Source organism: Maribacter polysaccharolyticus (assembly GCF_028882255.1).
GTDB lineage: Bacteria > Bacteroidota > Bacteroidia > Flavobacteriales > Flavobacteriaceae > Maribacter_A > Maribacter_A polysaccharolyticus.
In genome coordinates, this window is the sequence record NZ_JARBUY010000001.1 from 192,223 (window position 1) to 212,035 (window position 19,813).

Here is a 19,813-nt window from a genome sequence, read left to right on the forward strand (position 1 = left end):
GGGAATTATTTTGGTTCGAAAACAACAAAAGGAATAATCATTTCGTCTAATGACACTCCACCATGCTGATATGTATTGCGATAATAACTTACATAGTGGTTATAATTGTTGGGATAGGCAAAGAAGAGATCGTTTTTCGCAAATATGAACGAACTGCTCATATTGATACTGGGCAAATGTATATCAGCGGGGTTCTTGGCCTGCAGGACATCCTTATGCTCGTACGTTAAACTACGTCCTGTTTTATACCTAAGGTTTAAACTGGTCTCTTTATCCCCGATCACTTTGGAAGGTTGCTTTACATTAATGGTACCGTGATCGGTTGTTATAATCAATTTAAGTCCCATTTGCTGGGCTTGCTGTATAATTTCCAAAAGGGGGGAATTTTTAAACCAGCTATGTGTCAGGGAACGATAGGCCTTATTGTTCGAAGCCAATTCCTTGATCACTTCCATTTCCGTTTTTGAATGGGAAAGCATGTCCACGAAATTATAAACTATGACGGTGAGGTCATTATCTTTTTGGGATTTGAAGTTTTGTGACAATTGTTTGCCTTGTTTTAAACTACTTATCTTATGGTATTCCCATTTAAGATCCAATCCCAAGCGCTTTAACTGCGCTTCCAAAAACTTGTCCTCATAAAGGTTTTTACCGCCTTCCTCGGTATCGTTTTTCCACCATTCGGGAAATTTCTTTTCCATGGCCAACGGGGTAAGTCCGGAAAAAATCGCATTTCGGGCATATTGGGTAGCGGTAGGGAGTATGCTGGTGTAGGATGCTTCTTTGGTCTTTTTATAGAATGGGGTCACCGATCCTTCAAAAGCCAACCATTGGTCGTACCTTAAATTGTCTATGACCACCACTAAAGTAGGGGTGTCGATTATCTCGGGTTTGATCCATTTTCTAAACAGGCTATGGGACATTACCGGTCCGTCATCATCATTTAACCAATCCTCATAATGGCGATCGACAAATTTCCCGAATTGATTGTTGGCTTCGTTTTTTTGCGATTCCAAAATTTCGATCAACCCGGTATCCTCGATATTTTCCAGTCTCAGCTCCCAGTGGATCAATTTTCTATAAAGATCGACCCATTCCTCATACGAATTGACCATCGAAAGGTCCATGGCGATTTTCCTGAATTCCTGTTGGTAATCGGCCGTGGTGCGTTCAGAGACCAATCGGGAATGGTCCAAATTCTTCTTTAGGGATAATAATATTTGATTGGGGTTCACCGGTTTTATCAAATAATCGGCGATTTTGGAACCAATGGCTTCTTCCATGATAAGTTCTTCCTCGCTCTTGGTGATCATAACTACCGGAATTGAGGAATTGATCATTTTTATCTCGCTCAAGGTTTCCAAACCCGAGAGTCCCGGCATATGCTCATCCAAAAAGATAATATTTACAGGGGTGTTCCGTATCTCTTCCAAAGCCTCCTGTCCGCTTCTGCAAGTAACAACCTCATAATTCTTCTTTTCAAGAAATAGGATATGGGGTTTTAAAAGGTCGATTTCATCATCGACCCAAAGGATTGTTATCTTGTTCATAATTGGTTAACCGTATTTTTTGGCCAAAAAGAGTTTTTATCGAACACAACCAAGACCAACTTTGTTCTTAGCATCGGGCCATCCCCATTATATGCTGGGGTTATCATTTCAATTGTATAACTTTGATCTTTATTTAAAAAAAGCCATTTTGACAAATTCAAACAAGCTTAAAATTTTCAATGATCCAATTTACGGATTTATTAGAATTCCGAGTACCCTTATTTTCAATCTCATTGAAGAACCCTATTTTCAAAGGTTACGCAGAATATCCCAAATGGGCCTGTCGTATTTGGTCTACCCCGGAGCACACCATACGCGATTTCATCATGCGTTGGGCTGTATGCATTTAATGCAGCATGCCATTCAAGTACTTCGTTTTAAAGGTATTGAAATCACCAAAGAGGAAGAAGAGGGCTTACTGGTCGCCATTTTATTGCACGATATCGGCCACGGGCCTTTTTCACATGCTATGGAAAACAGTATCGCGGAAGGTATTTCCCATGAAGAGATTTCATTGCTTTTCATGAAGGAACTCAACCATAAGTTTAACGGAAGTTTAACGCTGGCCATTGCTATTTTCAAAGGGGATTATCACAAAAACTTTTTCCATCAATTAATGTCCAGCCAATTGGATATGGATCGAATGGACTATTTAAAACGGGATAGTTTTTATACCGGGGTAGCCGAAGGAAGTATCAATGCGGAACGATTGATCAGCATGCTCAATGTCGTTGACAATGAACTCGTCGTAGAGGAAAAAGGCATTTATTCCGTGGAAAAATTCCTTATGGCAAGGCGCTTTATGTATTGGCAGGTGTACTTACATAAAACGGGTTTGGCGGCAGAACAGCTCTTGATCCGTATTTTGAAAAGGGCCAAAGAGTTGTTGATACAAGGACAACGATTGGATTGCAGTGGGCCACTTTTGTATTTTATGGAAAACAAAGTGGATATGGAGGGTTTCACGGCAAAGAATTTACATCAATTTTCCCAACTTGATGATAGCGATATCCTTTCGGCCTTAAAACAATGGCAACACCATGAGGATTTCGTGCTTTCAAAATTAAGCGGAATGATCATCCATCGAAGGTTGCTGACCATCAAACTGAAAAACAAACCAATTGGCCCAAAAAAAATGCAGGAACAATTCGATAAAATCAAAAAGAATTGGGGGCTTTCGGATCATGAGACCACCTATTTCGTGTTTAACGGGGAAATTACGAACAGGGCCTATAATATAGACAAACAAAACATCAATATCCTTCGTAAAGACGGGAAACTCAAGGATGTCGCCAAAGCCTCGGATCACCTGAACCTTAAAACCCTCTCTAAAAAAGTAACAAAATATTATATCTGTTACCCCAAAGAATCAGTTTAACTATTTTTCTTACTTTTGTGCCCATGGTATTTACAGCAGGTCAGATTGCGGGAATTTTGGAGGGTGAGGTCGAAGGTAACCCCGAGATTTCCGTTCATAAACTGGCAAAGATAGAAGAGGGTGAGATAGGATCGTTGACGTTTTTGGCCAACCCAAAATACACGTCCTATATTTACACCACAAAAGCTTCGGTAACTATTGTGAACAAGGATTTTGTTCCTGAACAACAGATCGCGACCACCATGATCAAGGTGGATGATGCCTATGAATCCTTTTCTAGGCTGTTACAGTATTACAACGAGGTGAAAAACAACAAAATTGGCATAGAATCGCCTGTATACAAAGGGGATGACGTTACGTACGGAGCGGATTTTTATCTGGGTGCCTTTGCATATCTCGGCAATAATGTAACGATTGGCAACAACGTTAAAATCTACCCCAATGCCTTTATCGGCGATAATGTAAAGATCGATGACAATGTTACCATCTTTGCAGGGGCCAGGATATATTCCGAAACGGTAATCGGCAAAAATTGTATGATCCATAGCGGTGCAATCATCGGTGCCGACGGTTTTGGATATTCCCCGAACAAGGATGGGGAGTTCATCAGGGTTCCGCAAACAGGGAATGTTGTTTTAGAGGACAATGTCGATGTAGGTGCCGGCACCACCATTGACAGGGCCACTTTGGGGTCTACCCTTATACGAAAAGGAGTGAAATTGGATAATCAGATACAGATTGCCCATAATGTCGAAATTGGCGAAAATACGGTCATTGCTGCCCAAACGGGAATTGCGGGTTCTGCCAAAATCGGTAAAAATTGCATGATCGGTGGCCAAGTAGGTATTGTTGGCCATATCACCATCGGTAATAACGTAAAAATCCAGGCCCAGTCAGGTATCGGAAGAAACATTAAAGACAATGAGGTCTTGCAAGGGTCTCCATCATTGGCCTATGCCGATTTCAACAAGTCCTATGTCCATTTTAAGAACTTACCAAAGATTATAAAGAAAATTGAAAAACTCGAAAAAAAGATTGACGGTGATCACAACAACGAATAAACAAAGAACCATTGCAAAAGAGGTTACCCTAACCGGTGTCGGACTTCATACAGGAGAAGATGTTACTTTGAAGTTCGTTCCTGCACCTGAAAACCACGGTTATGCCTTTAAGCGGGTCGATTTAGAGGGGGAGCCTACGATAGAAGCCGATGCCAATTACGTCGTAAATACCCAAAGAGGCACCAATTTGGAAAAACGTGGTGTCAGGATCCAAACCTCAGAGCATGTATTGGCCGCTTTGGTGGGATTGGAAATCGATAATGTGCTGATAGAGCTTAACTCTCCCGAACCCCCTATTATGGACGGTTCTTCCAAATTTTTTGTCGAAGCCTTGGAAGAGGCCGGTATCGTTGAACAGGAAGCGGAAAGGGAGGAATACATCGTAAAGGATGTCATTTCCTATAAGGATGATGCCACCGGAAGCGAAATAACCATCATACCCTCCGACACCTATCAAATCACCGCTATGGTCGATTTTGGGACAAAGGTATTAGGTACGCAAAATGCCTATCTGCAGAAGCTATCCGATTTCAAGACCGAAATAGCCGATGCCCGTACCTTTAGTTTTCTGCATGAGTTGGAGGCACTTTTGGAACACGGATTGATCAAAGGGGGAGACCTTAATAATGCCATTGTCTATGTGGATAAGGAGATTTCGCCCGAAACCATGCATAAATTGGAGAAAGCCTTCAACAAGAAGAAACTTTCCGTAAAACCGAACGGAATCCTCGACAACCTTACCCTTCACCATCCGAATGAGGCTGCACGCCATAAATTACTCGATGTCATCGGGGATTTGGCATTGGCCGGTATCAGGATCCGGGGCAAGGTCATAGCGAACAAACCCGGCCATTTTGTGAATACCCAATTTGCGAAGAAATTGGCGAAAATCATAAAAATGGAAAAAAGGAACAATATCCCTAAATACGACCTTAGTCAGCCCCCTTTGATGGATATCCATCAGATTATGGCGATGCTGCCCCATAGACCTCCATTTTTATTGATCGATAGGATATTGGAATTATCCGATACGCATGTCGTGGGGATGAAGAACGTAACCATGAACGAACCTTTCTTCGTTGGTCATTTCCCGGGTGCGCCCGTAATGCCCGGCGTACTTCAGGTTGAAGCAATGGCCCAAACAGGAGGTATTCTGGTATTGAGTACGGTCCCGGACCCTGAGAATTACTTAACCTTGTTTATGAAAATAGACAAAGTCAAGTTCAAACAAAAAGTACTTCCCGGAGACACCCTTATTTTCCATTGTAGTTTAATAACCCCCATACGTAGGGGCATATGCCATATGCAAGCGTATGCTTATGCCAATGACAAATTGGTGTGTGAAGCAGAAATGATGGCTCAAATCGTAAAAAAGAGTTAATATGAACCAACCGCTTGCCTATATCCATCCCGGGGCGAAAATTGCTAAAAATGTAGTAGTCGAACCTTTTACCACAATACACAATAACGTGACCATAGGGGATGGAACCTGGATCGGATCCAATGTTACCATTATGGAAGGGGCACGAATCGGGAAAAATTGCAATATTTTTCCGGGTGCCGTCATCTCCGCCGCTCCCCAAGATTTGAAATATGAAGGGGAAGATACCGAAGTGATCATCGGTGACAATACAACGATCAGGGAATGTGCCACCATACACAAAGGCACTTCGGATAGAATGAAAACGGTCATCGGCAAGAATTGCCTGATAATGGCCTATTGCCATGTTGCCCATGACTGTATTGTTGGCGATAATTGCATATTTTCCAACAACTCCACTTTAGCCGGACATGTAACCATAGGGGACAATGTTATTTTAGCAGGCCTTGTGGCCGTGCATCAATTTGTTTCCATAGGCAGTCACGCTTTTGTAACCGGAGGTTCCTTGGTTCGTAAAGACGTACCTCCTTATGTTAAGGCGGCAAGGGAACCTTTGTCATATGTTGGCATCAATTCCGTAGGGCTGCGTAGAAGGGGGTATACCTCCGAAAAAATACGGGAAATCCAGAATATATATAGAATCCTATATCAAAAACATTACAATAATACCCAGGCCGTACAGATTATCGAGGCTGAAATGGAAGCAACCCCTGAAAGGGACGAGATCCTACAATTCATTAGGGATTCCCAACGAGGTATTATGAAAGGTTATTTCAGTACTAATTAATTTACAATATGGCATCTACATCAGATATTAGAAAAGGACTTTGTATAAAATACAATAACGATATATACAAGGTCATAGAGTTTTTACACGTAAAACCGGGAAAAGGTCCCGCTTTCGTAAGAACCAAACTCAAAAGTGTTACGACCGGAAAAGTAGTGGACAATACTTTTTCTGCAGGTCACAAGATCGAGGATGTTCGCGTTGAAACCCGATCTTATCAATATTTATATGCAGAAGGGGATACCTTCCACTTCATGAACACGGACGATTATAATCAGATCACTTTGGAAAAAAGTACCCTGGACGCCCCCGATTTATTGAAAGAAGGTGAAGTCGTCACCATTTTGTTCAATACCGAGGACAGCATGCCATTATCTGTGGATATGCCGACCAGCGTTATATTGGAAGTGACCCATGCTGAGCCAGGGGTTAAGGGCAATACCGCTACCAATGCCACGAAACCGGCAACGGTGGAAACCGGTGCAAGGGTGAATGTACCCCTGTTCATCAATGAAGGCGATAAGATCAAGATCGATACTGAAAAGGGTAATTACATGGAAAGGGTCAAGGAATAATCCCCATACCCATAACAACATATACCAAATCGTATGAGATTCCCTACGCCCCATTCCTTAGAACAAATTGCCACTATCATAGATATGCCCTTTGTCGGGGATGCCGATTTTCAGGTATTGGGCATGAATGAGATCCATGTGGTTCAACAAGGGGAAATTGTCTTTGTAGATCACCCAAAATATTACGATAAGGCTTTAAATTCAAAGGCTTCGGTCATTTTGATCAATAAAGATGTCGAATGCCCCAAAGGGAAAGCCCTATTGATTTCCGATGATCCTTTTCGGGATTTCAATAAATTATCGAAGTTTTTCAGACCGTTTATAAAAAGTTCTTCTTCCATATCAAAATCCGCCGAAATTGGTGAAGGTACCATTGTACAGCCCAATGTGTTCATCGGAAACAATGTGGTTATCGGTAAAAATTGCCTGATCCATTCCAATGTCAGTATTTATGATAATTGTATCATAGGGGACAATGTCTGTATCCATGCAGGTACCGTATTGGGGGCAGACGCTTTTTACTATAAAAATAGACCGGAAGGATTCGATAAATTGATTTCCTGTGGGCGTGTGGTCCTGGAAGACCATGTAGATATAGGGGCTCTTTGCACCATAGATAAAGGCGTAACCGGCGACACTACGATAGGAAAAGGCTCAAAACTCGACAACCAAGTCCATGTAGGCCATGATACCGTAATCGGAAAAAAATGTCTCATTGCCTCCCAAACCGGTATTGCCGGTTGTGTCATCATAGAGGATGAAGTCACCTTATGGGGCCAAGTAGGGACGAACAGTGGGATAACCATTGGGGCCAAGGCCGTTATCATGGGACAGACCGGAGTGACCAAGTCGGTCCCAGGAGGAAAGAGTTATTTTGGGACCCCTATTGAGGAATCAAGGGAAAAGCTGAAGCAATTGGCCTATGTGAAAAAAATTCCCGAAATAATAGAGAAATTAAAAGAATAACCATTGTATGGCTTTCTAAATAATTAACAAAGACATATTTTTGTTTGTATAATTTTAAAATAAATACTTAAATGAGCGTTCTAGTCAACAAAAACTCCAAAATTATAGTTCAAGGATTTACCGGAAGCGAAGGTACCTTCCACGCAGAACAGATGATAGCGTATGGCACAAATATCGTTGGCGGTGTAACTCCAGGTAAAGGAGGGCAAGAACACTTGGGAAAACCGGTTTTCAATACGGTACATGAGGCGGTCGAGAAGGTCAATGCCGACACGACCATCATATTCGTACCACCGGCTTTTGCCGCTGATGCGATCATGGAAGCGGCCAACGCCGGGATCAAGGTCATCATTACGATTACCGAAGGGATACCGGTAGCCGATATGGTAAAAGCCGCTGATTACATCAAGGATAAAGATTGCCGATTGGTAGGTCCTAACTGTCCTGGGGTAATCACACCGGAAGAAGCCAAAGTAGGTATCATGCCTGGTTTCGTATTCAAAAAAGGAAACATCGGTATTGTTTCCAAATCGGGAACATTAACTTATGAAGCTGCCGACCAGGTAGTTCGCCAAGGCTTGGGTATTACCACGGCCATCGGCATAGGCGGAGATCCCATTATCGGAACGACCACAAAAGAAGCCGTTGAATTATTGATCAACGATCCGGAAACGGAATGCGTTGTCATGATCGGTGAAATAGGGGGGCAATTAGAGGGTGATGCCGCAAAATGGTATAAAGAAAGTGGTAGTAAAAAACCCATCGTTGGTTTTATAGCCGGTGAAACGGCGCCTGCGGGAAGAACCATGGGCCATGCCGGTGCGATCGTAGGAGGAAGCGATGATACCGCCCAAGCCAAAAAAAGAATCATGAGGGAATGCGGGATCCATGTGGTCGATTCCCCAGCCGAAATCGGTATCAAGGTCAAGGAAGTAATGGCATAACCCTATTCAAAAGTCACCAAAAATACTAATGGTATACTCCCGATTATCCTGAAGTTCGTTCAGGATTATCGGGTTTTTTTTCGACTTTGGATAAACATAACCTATATTTGAAAATCAACAGCATAAAGAGAAATACCAAATGAAATTGTTAGACGGAAAAAACGTAATAATTACCGGGGCCAGTAGAGGAATTGGAAAAGGAATAGCACAAACCCTAGCCGATCATGGTGCCAATATAGCCTTTACTTTCAGTTCAAGTGAGGCACCGGCCTTGGAATTGGAGAAAGAATTGAACGCCAAAGGCGTAAAGGCCAAAGCGTACAAGAGTGATGCGGCAAGTTTTAAGGCTGCGGAAGAATTGGTTGCCCATGTTTTGGAAGATTTTGGTGGTATCGATGTTTTGATAAACAATGCAGGGATCACCAAAGACAATCTTTTGATTCGAATGGGTGAGGCCGATTTCGATGCCGTCCTGGAAACAAACCTAAAATCGGTCTTTAATATGACAAAGGCGGTACAGCGGACTTTTCTAAAACAAAGAAAAGGTTCCATCATCAACATGAGCAGTGTCGTAGGGGTCAAGGGAAATGCCGGACAATCGAATTATGCGGCGTCCAAAGCGGGCATGATCGGCTTTACGAAATCAATAGCTTTGGAATTGGGCTCTAGAAATATTCGTTGCAATGCAATTGCTCCGGGGTTCATTGAAACTGAAATGACCGAAAAATTGGATGAAAAAGTAGTTCAATCTTGGCGCGATGACATTCCTTTAAAAAGAGGAGGAACCCCTGAAGATATTGCAAATGCATGTTTGTTCCTTGCTTCAGACCTATCTTCTTACATAACCGGGGAGGTCTTACACGTAAATGGGGGAATGTTGACCTAAGAAAGGGTTGGCCATTTACCTGATATTTGCAAGAAATTTAAATTGATCGAAAATCATTGCACTGAACAACTTCTAGTGACGGAATAAATGCTTAAAACAACGGTACTTGCGATTATATTGGCTGCAGTAGCTGCTTTATTACTGGTATTTTTTCAATATTATCACAAATCAAAATTAAAAGGAAAGCTACGTTTAGGGCTTTCCTTTTTTCGTTTTTTAACTATATTCTGCACGTTCTTGCTTTTGGTGAATCCGAAATTTGTAAAAAAACGGCTATTCCTTGAAAAGTCAAACCTGATCGTTTTAGTCGATAATTCATCCTCCATCAAGAATACTTCGGGTATGGACCAGGTAGAGGCCACCTTAAAGGAACTGAAGGAATCGGAAGGATTGGCAGATAAATTCAATCTGACCTATTACATGTTCGGTAAAGAACCCCGCCTGTTAGACACCCTGGACTATAATGATAACGCTACCGACATTACCAAGGGAATCAAAACCTTACATACCATATACGGTCATTCAGAAAGTGCCGTAATTCTGTTAAGTGACGGCAACGCCACCTTGGGTGAGGATTACGAATACTATGGGGTAAAACAAAAATTCCCCGTTTTTCCGGTTGTTTTAGGGGATACTACCCAGTACGAAGATGTAAAGGTCGTTCAGGTCAACAGTAACAGATATGCTTTTTTAAAGAATAAGTTTCCTGTAGAGATCTTTGTTTCCTATGATGGGGATCGTGAGATGGATTCACGATTAAGGATAACCATGGATGGGGAAGCGGTCCATTCCCGGGAACTTACCCTTTCGAGCAGTAAAAATACCGAATCCCTTACGGTTTTACTGAATGCCGATTCCGTGGGTCCAAAGACCATTCAGGTGAGGTTAGATCCCTTGGAAAATGAAAAAAACGTAGTCAATAACAACAAAAATATCGTTGTTGAAGTCATTGATGAGAAAACCAATGTTACCATCGTCTCAGAGATTCTACATCCCGACATAGGCGCATTGAAAAAATCGATCGAAAGCAATGAACAGCGATCCGTGACGATCGTTAAGCCCAGTATCGATACAAAAAAGTTGAACGATTCCGACATACTGATACTTTACCAACCAACATCCTCATTCAGGGCAATCTATGATTATATTTCCAAAACCAACATTGCCATTTTCACGATAACAGGTCCCAAAACCAATTGGAATTTTCTTAATCGCGTTCAAAATGCGTATTCTAAAAATAGTTATGGACAATCCGAGGATATTTTCCCCTTGGTCAACAAAAGTTTCGTAAAATTCAGCGTCCCCGATCTTTCCTTTGAAAATTACCCTCCATTGGAAACCTACCTAGGGGAAACTATGATCATCAAAAACCACGACGTGTTACTCACCCAAAAAATCAAGGGAAACGATATCGGTGAACCTTTACTTGCCGTCTTGGACGATGGGAAAAGCAGGGAAGCCTTATTGTTCGGTGAAAACCTATGGAAATGGAGGGTGCAGGATTATCGGGATCACCAGAATTTCAACGATTTTGATGAATTGATGGGTAAGATTGTACTATACCTCTCCATGAACGAGACGAAGAACAGGCTCATTTTGAATTATGAGCCTTTTTACGATTATAGTACCAGTGCAAAAATTTCCGCCAATTATTTTGATGAGTCTTTTACGTTTGACCCCAATGCACGAATCACCTTAAAACTGACCTACAAAGAGGATGGGACAACCCAGGAATATCCTATGTTGCTCAAAGGAGGATACTACGAAGCCGATCTAAGCAATATGCCATCTGGGGAGTATGCCTTTACGGTCACGGTCATCGATGGGAACTTAACCAAATTAGGTAGTTTCAGTATCTTGGATTTTGATCTGGAACAACAGTTTACTTCAAGTGACCACCACAAGCTGATAAGACTGGCAAACGGTACGGGAGGAAAATCCTTTTACCCCTCGCAAACAAAGGCACTGATCGATGATTTATTAGGGGATGATAAATTCAATCCTATCCAAAAAAGCGATCAAAATGTCGTATCTTTGGTTGATTTCCGGTTTATACTGGCGATTCTGATTGCAGCGTTGGCTGCAGAATGGTTTATTAGAAAATATAACGGATTAACTTAAACAAACACAAATGGATAAATTACCTAAAATAGCGCTACCAGCGGTTTTTATATTGATCGTTTTGGTCATACTCATTTCAAAATCGGCCATCACCATTGACTCTGGGGAAGCGGGGGTCCTCTATAAGACTTTTGGAGGTGGTGTAGTCACCGATGAACCACCGTTGGGAGAAGGTTTTCATATTGTCGCGCCTTGGAACAAGGTATTTGTTTACGAAGTAAGACAGCAAGAAGTATATGAAAAAATGAAAGTGCTCTCAAGTAACGGTCTTGATATTCAATTGGAGGCCTCTACATGGTTTCAACCCAAATATGAATCATTGGGTAAATTGCACCAAGAAAAGAGCGAGATGTACAAAGAGCGTATCTTGCTACCTGCCATCCGGTCTGCAGCCCGTAGTGTGGTTGGTCGCTATACACCCGAACAACTTTACTCAAGTAAGCGTGATGCCATACAGGCTGAAATATATGAAGAAACCAAAAAAATCGTGGACGGACAATATATTCAGTTGAACGAAATTTTGGTGCGGGATGTAACCTTGCCTGCAACCATCAAGGAAGCCATTGAACGCAAACTAAAACAAGAACAAGAGTCCTTGGAATATGAGTTTAGATTGGTAACCGCTACAAAGGAAGCTGAAAAAGTACGGATCGAAGCCCAAGGTAAGGCCGATGCGAACAGGATCCTCAGCGCTTCATTAACCGATAAGATTTTGGAGGACAAGGGTATTGATGCCACTGTGGAGCTTGCTAAATCGCCCAATACAAAAATTGTTGTCGTTGGAAGTGGGGATAGAGGGCTGCCTTTGATTTTGGGCAATAATTGATATTTTGTTCCCAAATTCCCATAAGCCAAAAGAATTGTTGAAAATCGAACATTTCTTTTTGAGAATTGAAAATAAGTTATAATTTTACCACCGTAATGAAGAACAATAATACACATCATCATTTTTTCACTTGCTCTCAAGCGAGGTAAAGATGTATTGTAGTATTACAAAATATTTTAAAACCCGTTTGAGCAATCAAACGGGTTTTATTTTTAGAGCCTTTTTGATGGCTTGGACTTAACAAAAGAAAAAATGACAAAAATTAGAATCGCTATTCAAAAATCGGGTCGTTTAAATGAGGATTCCTTATTGATCCTAAAAAATTGTGGAATCTCCATAGACAATGGAAAAGACCAGCTAAAGGCATCCTCACGGAACTTTCCTATGGAAGTTTTTTACTTGAGAAACGGGGATATCCCCCAATACCTCAGGGATGGAGTGGTCGACATTGCCATAATCGGCGAGAATGTTCTGATAGAAAAAGGACATGATATTGATATTGCCACCAAATTGGGCTTTTCCAAATGCCGGGTGTCCTTGGCCGTACCAAAATCGGTCAAGTACGAATCCGTGAAAGATTTCGAAGGTAAACGTATCGCGACTTCATACCCCAATACCGTTCAAAAATACTTGGATGAAAAAGGCGTGAAAGCTGATTTACACATCATTAATGGCTCCGTTGAAATAGCCCCCAATATAGGTTTGGCCGATGGCATCTGCGATATTGTATCCAGTGGAAGTACCCTTTTTAAAAATAACCTGAAAGAGGTTGAGGTCATGCTGAAGAGTGAAGCCGTACTTGCAGTTTCCCAAAAGATCAGCGAGGAAAGAAAGGCCATATTGGAAAAATTACAATTTAGGATAAAATCCGTCTTACAGGCCCGGCAATCAAAATACGTCTTGTTGAACGCCCCCAACGACAATTTGGATGCCATTTTGGAATTGTTACCTGGAATGAGGAGTCCAACCGTATTGCCCCTTGCCGAAAAGGGGTGGAGCTCGGTGCACACCGTGATCAATAAGGATAAGTTTTGGGAGGTTATCGATGAATTGAAGCTCGCCGGGGCCGAAGGCATTTTAGTCTGCCCCATAGAGAAAATGGTGCTTTAACCTTTTGTATCAAAGGATCTTTCAAAAAGAAAAAAATGAACAAAAAATATAATCCCATTCGCAAAGATTGGAAGGAACTTCTAAAACGTCCTACACATACGGTTTCCGATATCGAAAGTACGGTCGATGAAATTTTCGCTGAAGTCCGTACTTCAGGGGATACGGTTCTTAAAAAGTACACCGATAAATTCGATAAGGTGTCCGTTGATACCCTGAAAGTCACCCAAGATGAAATTGATGGGGCAAGTTCCTTGGTCGAGGAAGATTTAAAACTCGCCATATCCATGGCAAAAAAGAACATTGAAACCTTTCACAAAGCCCAGAAAACCTCACGGGTAGAGGTAACCACGGCAAAAGGAGTGCGTTGCTGGCAAGAAAAAAGACCCATTCAAAAGGTGGGCCTATATATTCCAGGGGGATCTGCCCCTTTGTTTTCTACAATTTTGATGTTGGCAGTTCCTGCCAATATTGCCGGATGTCAGGAAATCGTTTTATGTACCCCGCCCAATGCGGAAGGAAAAATACACCCGGCCATTTTATATGCGGCCAAATTATGCGGCGTTACCCAAATATTCAAGGTTGGGGGCATACAGGCCATTGCGGGCATGACCTTTGGCACGGAAAGTATCCCACAAGTGTACAAGATTTTTGGCCCGGGAAACCAATATGTAACCGTTGCGAAACAAATCGCCACCAAACACGGGGTGGCCATTGATATGCCTGCAGGCCCCAGTGAACTGCTGGTCATGGCCGATAGCAGTGCCAATGCGGCTTTTGTTGCCTCCGATTTGTTGAGTCAGGCCGAACACGGGGCCGATAGTCAGGTCATACTGGTTACGACCAATAAAGCATTGTTACAAGCCGTTGAAGAAGAAGTTGAAAAGCAAATATCAAAATTACCCCGAAAAGCAATTGCCGAAAAAGCCATTGCCAACAGTAAGTTGATCTATGTTGAAGAAGCCCAAACAGCCATTGATTTGATCAATGAATATGGGCCTGAGCACTATATTCTCTGCGTTAGGGACGAAACTTCTTACCTAGACCAGATCATGAATGCAGGTTCTGTTTTCATCGGTAATTATACCCCTGAAAGTGCAGGGGACTACGCCTCCGGAACCAACCATACCTTACCGACAAATGGTTATGCAAAGCAATATAGCGGTGTTAACCTGGACAGTTTCATGAAAAGTATGACGTTCCAAAAAATATCTACGGAAGGTATTATCGAAATTGGAAAGACCATCGAAATCATGGCAGAGGCCGAAGGATTGCACGCCCATAAGAATGCCGTAACCCTACGTTTAAATAGCTTGAAGGAAAGAATTCAGAAATGACAAAATTCAATTTAAATACCCTTGTCAGGGAGAATATCAAAGGATTACAGCCCTATTCGTCCGCTAGGGATGAATATGTATCGGACGGGACCGAAATGATCTTCTTGGATGCCAATGAGAATCCGTTCGAAAATGATGTAAATAGATACCCAGACCCCCAACAGCGAAACCTTAAGGCCGTGTTGGCAAAGCAAAAAGGGGTCCAAGTAGACAACCTCTTGCTGGGCAACGGTAGTGATGAAGTCTTGGATTTGATATTCAGGGTTTTTTGTGAACCTAACGTCGATAACATTATTTCCCTGCCCCCCACTTATGGGATGTACAAGGTGCTTTCGGGAATCAACGCCATTGAAAATCGAGAGGTACTTTTGACCAAGGAATTTCAACTTGATGTCCCACAAATTTTGGATACGGTCGATAAGAACAGTAAGATCATCTTTATATGCTCTCCCAACAACCCTACAGGCAACAGCATTGATAAAAGTGATATATTGAAGCTGCTTAAAGGATTCAGTGGTTTGATCGTCATCGATGAGGCTTATATCGATTTTTCGGATAAGGAAAGTTGGTTAGGGCAATTGAATGAATTCCCTAACCTAATCGTAACCCAAACCCTATCCAAGGCATACGGACTCGCAGGGATACGTCTAGGACTCTGTTTTGCCTCTACGGAGATCATTACAGTAATGAACCGCATTAAACCGCCTTACAATGTAAACCAATTGACCCAAAAGCGGGCTTTGGAACAGGTCTTGAAAACAGAGGTTTTAAGTCATGAGGTAACACAGATCCTTAAGGAAAAAAAGCGTTTGACAAAAATCCTGTCCAATGTTGGATTTATTGATAAGGTATATCCTTCAGATGCTAATTTTGTACTTGTAAAGGTAGATGATGCCAATGCAAGGTATAAGCAACTACTGCAAAAAGGTGTAGTAGTAAGAAACAGGACCACGCAACCGCTTTGCGAAAATACCCTCCGTCTTACCGTAGGGACCAAAGAAGAGAATGAGAAATTGATAACCGCATTAAACGAAATCGCTTAATATGAAAAAAGTGTTGTTTATAGATAGGGATGGTACGATCATCAAAGAAACGGCAGACGAACAGATCGATGCCTTCGAAAAAATGGTTTTCTATCCCAAAGCCTTTACGTTCTTAGGGAAAATAGCCAAGGAATTGGATTATGAATTGGTAATGATCACCAATCAGGACGGATTGGGTACCGACGTTTTTCCTGAAGAAACCTTTTGGCCCGTGCATAACTTCATCCTTAAATCATTTGAGAATGAGGGGGTGTTTTTCGACAAGGTGTTTCTGGACCGTACATTTCCCCATGAGAATGCCGATACCCGAAAACCCGGTACCGGATTGCTGACCGAATATTTTTCCGAAGAATACGATTTGGCAAATTCCTTTGTGATCGGTGATCGGTTAACCGATATGGAACTGGCCAAAAACCTCGGCTCCAAAGGCATTTTCATAAATGATGACACCAATTTGGGGACCGATGAGATTTCGGTCAAACGAGAGGAGCTAAATAGTGTGATCGCCCTTGAAAACAATGACTGGGAAAAGATATACGAGTTTTTGAAACTTAATGATCGGACCGCGGAAATTACACGAAAGACCCATGAAACCGATATCCATATCAAGGTGAATCTCGATGGCACGGGCATGGGTAATATAGATACGGGCCTTTCGTTCTTTGACCATATGTTGGACCAATTGGCCAGACACGGACAAATGGATCTGGATATTAAGGTAAATGGCGATCTTGAAGTAGATGAGCACCATACCATAGAGGATACGGCCATTGCCCTTGGGGAAGTATTCCATAAAGCATTGGGCAACAAATTAGGTATTGAACGCTATGGTTTCTGCTTGCCCATGGACGATTGTTTGGCCCAGGTGGCCATAGATTTCGGGGGTCGAAACTGGTTGGTATGGGATACGGAATTCAAAAGGGAAATGATCGGGAAAATGCCCACGGAAATGTTCTTTCACTTTTTTAAATCGTTTACCGATGGCGCAAAGGCCAACCTGAATGTCAAAGCGGAAGGACAAAATGAACACCATAAAATAGAAGCCATTTTCAAGGCTTTCGCAAAAGCACTGAAAATGGCCGTTAAACGGGATGTGGAAAAAATGGTGTTGCCGAGTACGAAAGGAGTTCTATAAAGAACAATCTTCGTACGCTAACTTTTTACTTAAATTTATGAAAATTGTAATTATCAATTACGGGGCCGGGAATATACAAAGCATCAAATTTGCCTTTAAACGATTGGGATATGATGCCATCTTGACCAACGACGTGGAAGAAATAAAAAATGCCGATAAGGTTATTTTTCCTGGGGTAGGCGAGGCAAGTAGTGCCATGAAAATGCTTAGGGAAAGTGGTTTGGATACCTTGATTCCCAATCTGAAGCAGCCCGTTCTGGGTATTTGTCTGGGAATGCAGTTGATGTGCCATTCTTCGGAAGAAGGGGATACCAAAGGTTTGGGTATTTTCGATTGCGATGTAGTCCGTTTCCCGAATCAAGTCAAAGTTCCCCAGATTGGGTGGAATGCCATCACGGAATTGAAAACCGACCTGTTCAAGGATATTGTTAAGACAGCGTACATTTATATGGTACATAGCTATTATGCCCCCATCTGTAAAGAAACCATTGCCACGTCCGATTACGGACTTTCCTACAGTGCGGCATTGGCGAAGGACAATTTTTATGGGGTACAGTTCCATCCCGAAAAAAGTAGTACCGTAGGGGAAAGAATATTAAGGAATTTTTTACAATTATAAGATGCGAATCATACCTGCCATCGATATTATCGAAGGAAAATGCGTTAGACTCTCCAAAGGGGATTACAGTACGAAAAAGATATACAACGAAAATCCGTTGGAGATTGCCAAGGAGTTCGAGGCCCATGGCATCGAATACCTCCATTTGGTAGATTTGGATGGGGCAAAATCACACCATATCGTAAACCACAAGGTTTTGGAGCAACTAGCAACCAAAACCCATTTGAAAATAGATTTTGGAGGTGGATTGAAAAGTGATGAGGATTTAAGGATAGCCTTTGAAAGTGGTGCCAATCAAATAACCGGGGGAAGTATAGCGGTCAAGGACAAGGACACTTTTCTGTCCTGGTTAGCACGTTACGGTGCCGAGAAAATAATCCTCGGAGCCGATGCCATGAATGAAAAAGTTGCTGTTTCAGGCTGGTTGGAAGAGTCTAAAGAAGATCTGGTGCCTTTTATTCAATCGTATCAAAACAAGGGAATTGAATATGTTATTTGTACCGATATCAGTAAAGATGGCATGTTGGCCGGGCCTTCATTTGAATTGTACAAAAAAATACTGAACGATGCCCCTGATCTTAAATTGATCGCGTCTGGAGGTATTTCAACCTTTGATGAGCTTCCAAGATTGGCGGAAATCGGCTGTGAAGGTACGATAATAGGGAAGGCCATTTATGAAAACAGGATCAGCTTAAAACAATTGGAAGAGTATATCTTAACTACGTGATTATGGAAGAGATCATCATAGAGGAATTTGTTCAGAATTCACTGTATCGTCTGGATGAAAGTACCCGAATGAACACCATTTCGCTACAGCAACTTTCAGAGGAAGATATTTGGAAACGCCCTAATGGATCCCTCAATAGTGTTGGTAATTTACTATTGCATCTATGCGGTAACATAACCCAATATGTCATCTCCTCTTTGGGCGGACAGGAAGATGTGCGCGAAAGGGATTTGGAATTCGAAACACGATCGGGCTACTCGAAATCAGAGCTATTGGAAAAATTAAATGAAACCGTGGAAAAAGCCAAACGGATCATCAATGATACCAAAATTGAGCAGTTTATACGGAAACGGGATGTACAAGGGTACTATTTTTCAGGAATTGGGGTAGTATTGCATGCAGTGGAACATTATTCCTACCACACCGGTCAAATCGCTTTCTATACCAAGCTATTGAAGAATACGGATTTGGGATTTTATGATGGGCAGGATTTGAACCTCAAAAATGAATAGGGATAACGGCATTGAAACCCGTCCTTAAAACTGGCCGAGCATGGCCAATATGGAATATTATTAACGAAATACGACAAAAGTGCTTACAAAAAGAATCATACCTTGTCTCGATATAAAGAATGGCAGAACGGTCAAAGGAATTAATTTTGTGGACCTTCGCGATGCGGGTGACCCTGTGGAACTGGCGGAAATCTATGCGAAAGAAGGGGCGGATGAATTGGTTTTTTTAGACATTTCGGCTACCGAGGAACGTAGAAAAACTTTGGCAGACCTGGTCTATCATGTAGCGGAAAAAGTAAACATCCCTTTTACCGTTGGGGGAGGTATTTCTTCCGTTGAGGATGTGGATGTGTTGCTTCACAATGGGGCCGATAAGGTATCCATTAACTCTTCGGCGGTCAAGAATCCACAATTGATCAACGACTTGGTGGCCAAATTCGGTTCACAATGTATTGTGGTGGCCATAGATGCAAAGGTCATCGATGGGGAGTGGATCGTGCATTTAGTAGGGGGCAAGGTCCCTACAGAAATTAAACTGTTCGATTGGGCCAAGGAAGTAGAGGAACGTGGTGCCGGTGAAATCCTATTTACTTCCATGAACCATGACGGTACCAAAAACGGTTTTGCCAATGAAGCTTTGGCCAGATTGTCAACAGAATTGAACATTCCCATTATAGCTTCCGGAGGTGCCGGAAACATCCAGCATTTCGCTGATACATTTATTGATGGAAAAGCGGATGCAGCTCTTGCGGCAAGTGTTTTCCACTTTAAGGAAATAGAAATAAAAGATTTAAAAAAGGAACTCCGTACCCAAGGAATCCCAGTAAGATTATAAAAATTCAGAATTTGGACAATGCA

At 42.1% G+C, this 19,813-nt stretch carries 19 protein-coding genes; 18 read left to right on the forward strand and 1 reads right to left on the reverse strand.

The window, feature by feature from the left end; translation table 11 throughout:
• Positions 1-5: 5 nt before the first annotated feature.
• Positions 6-1,550 carry a T9SS response regulator signal transducer PorX gene (gene porX / locus PHU20_RS00905; protein ID WP_274823450.1) on the reverse strand — a complete coding sequence of 515 codons (1,545 nt, stop codon included), beginning with the start codon at positions 1,548-1,550 and terminating at the stop codon, positions 6-8.
• Positions 1,551-1,698: 148 nt separating this feature from the next.
• On the opposite strand from porX, the gene PHU20_RS00910 reads away from it, so the two are divergent.
• The 18 genes from PHU20_RS00910 to hisF all read left to right on the forward strand — a co-directional run bounded on the left by PHU20_RS00910 (position 1,699) and on the right by hisF (position 19,790).
• Positions 1,699-2,928, forward strand: coding sequence for an HD domain-containing protein (locus PHU20_RS00910; RefSeq protein ID WP_274823451.1), 1,230 nt, complete (start codon positions 1,699-1,701; stop codon positions 2,926-2,928).
• Positions 2,929-2,951: 23 nt separating this feature from the next.
• Positions 2,952-3,989, forward strand: coding sequence for a UDP-3-O-(3-hydroxymyristoyl)glucosamine N-acyltransferase (lpxD, locus tag PHU20_RS00915; protein WP_274823452.1), 1,038 nt, complete (start codon positions 2,952-2,954; stop codon positions 3,987-3,989).
• Positions 3,964-5,370 carry a bifunctional UDP-3-O-[3-hydroxymyristoyl] N-acetylglucosamine deacetylase/3-hydroxyacyl-ACP dehydratase gene (locus tag PHU20_RS00920; RefSeq protein ID WP_420828666.1) on the forward strand — a complete coding sequence of 469 codons (1,407 nt, stop codon included), beginning with the start codon at positions 3,964-3,966 and terminating at the stop codon, positions 5,368-5,370. The genes lpxD and PHU20_RS00920 overlap by 26 nt, the downstream gene beginning before the upstream one ends.
• 1 nt (position 5,371) lies before the next feature.
• The gene (gene lpxA / locus PHU20_RS00925; RefSeq protein ID WP_274823454.1) at positions 5,372-6,157 is read left to right on the forward strand and encodes an acyl-ACP--UDP-N-acetylglucosamine O-acyltransferase; all 786 of its coding nucleotides are present in this window, start codon (positions 5,372-5,374) and stop codon (positions 6,155-6,157) included.
• An 8-nt stretch (positions 6,158-6,165) separates the two neighbouring features.
• Positions 6,166-6,732 carry an elongation factor P gene (gene efp / locus PHU20_RS00930; RefSeq protein WP_274823455.1) on the forward strand — a complete coding sequence of 189 codons (567 nt, stop codon included), beginning with the start codon at positions 6,166-6,168 and terminating at the stop codon, positions 6,730-6,732.
• Between the two features lie 33 nt (positions 6,733-6,765).
• Complete coding sequence (locus PHU20_RS00935; protein ID WP_274823456.1) at positions 6,766-7,698, forward strand: UDP-3-O-(3-hydroxymyristoyl)glucosamine N-acyltransferase; 933 nt, start codon at positions 6,766-6,768, stop codon at positions 7,696-7,698.
• A 71-nt stretch (positions 7,699-7,769) separates the two neighbouring features.
• Positions 7,770-8,642 carry a succinate--CoA ligase subunit alpha gene (gene sucD, locus PHU20_RS00940; protein ID WP_274823457.1) on the forward strand — a complete coding sequence of 291 codons (873 nt, stop codon included), beginning with the start codon at positions 7,770-7,772 and terminating at the stop codon, positions 8,640-8,642.
• 139 nt (positions 8,643-8,781) lie between these two features.
• The gene (fabG, locus tag PHU20_RS00945; RefSeq protein WP_274823458.1) at positions 8,782-9,528 is read left to right on the forward strand and encodes a 3-oxoacyl-[acyl-carrier-protein] reductase; all 747 of its coding nucleotides are present in this window, start codon (positions 8,782-8,784) and stop codon (positions 9,526-9,528) included.
• 342 nt (positions 9,529-9,870) lie between these two features.
• Positions 9,871-11,649 (forward strand): VWA domain-containing protein, encoded by a 1,779-nt coding sequence (locus PHU20_RS00950; protein WP_274823459.1) that lies wholly within the window; start codon positions 9,871-9,873, stop codon positions 11,647-11,649.
• Between the two features lie 10 nt (positions 11,650-11,659).
• The gene (locus PHU20_RS00955) at positions 11,660-12,475 is read left to right on the forward strand and encodes a prohibitin family protein (protein WP_274823460.1); all 816 of its coding nucleotides are present in this window, start codon (positions 11,660-11,662) and stop codon (positions 12,473-12,475) included.
• Positions 12,476-12,727: 252 nt separating this feature from the next.
• Positions 12,728-13,585, forward strand: coding sequence for an ATP phosphoribosyltransferase (gene hisG / locus PHU20_RS00960; protein WP_274823461.1), 858 nt, complete (start codon positions 12,728-12,730; stop codon positions 13,583-13,585).
• Between the two features lie 35 nt (positions 13,586-13,620).
• Complete coding sequence (gene hisD / locus PHU20_RS00965) at positions 13,621-14,919, forward strand: histidinol dehydrogenase (RefSeq protein WP_274823462.1); 1,299 nt, start codon at positions 13,621-13,623, stop codon at positions 14,917-14,919.
• Positions 14,916-15,962, forward strand: coding sequence for a histidinol-phosphate transaminase (hisC, locus tag PHU20_RS00970; protein WP_274823463.1), 1,047 nt, complete (start codon positions 14,916-14,918; stop codon positions 15,960-15,962). The genes hisD and hisC overlap by 4 nt, the downstream gene beginning before the upstream one ends.
• 1 nt (position 15,963) lies before the next feature.
• Complete coding sequence (hisB, locus tag PHU20_RS00975; protein WP_274823464.1) at positions 15,964-17,097, forward strand: bifunctional histidinol-phosphatase/imidazoleglycerol-phosphate dehydratase HisB; 1,134 nt, start codon at positions 15,964-15,966, stop codon at positions 17,095-17,097.
• A 37-nt stretch (positions 17,098-17,134) separates the two neighbouring features.
• Positions 17,135-17,716, forward strand: coding sequence for an imidazole glycerol phosphate synthase subunit HisH (gene hisH / locus PHU20_RS00980; protein ID WP_274823465.1), 582 nt, complete (start codon positions 17,135-17,137; stop codon positions 17,714-17,716).
• Between the two features lies 1 nt (position 17,717).
• On the forward strand, positions 17,718-18,443 hold the full coding sequence (gene hisA, locus PHU20_RS00985) for a 1-(5-phosphoribosyl)-5-[(5-phosphoribosylamino)methylideneamino]imidazole-4-carboxamide isomerase (protein WP_274823466.1): 726 nt from the start codon (positions 17,718-17,720) through the stop codon (positions 18,441-18,443).
• Between the two features lie 2 nt (positions 18,444-18,445).
• Positions 18,446-18,955, forward strand: a complete 510-nt coding sequence (locus PHU20_RS00990; protein WP_274823467.1) for a DinB family protein — start codon at positions 18,446-18,448, stop codon at positions 18,953-18,955.
• Between the two features lie 79 nt (positions 18,956-19,034).
• Positions 19,035-19,790, forward strand: a complete 756-nt coding sequence (gene hisF / locus PHU20_RS00995) for an imidazole glycerol phosphate synthase subunit HisF (protein ID WP_274823468.1) — start codon at positions 19,035-19,037, stop codon at positions 19,788-19,790.
• Positions 19,791-19,813 lie beyond the last annotated feature (23 nt).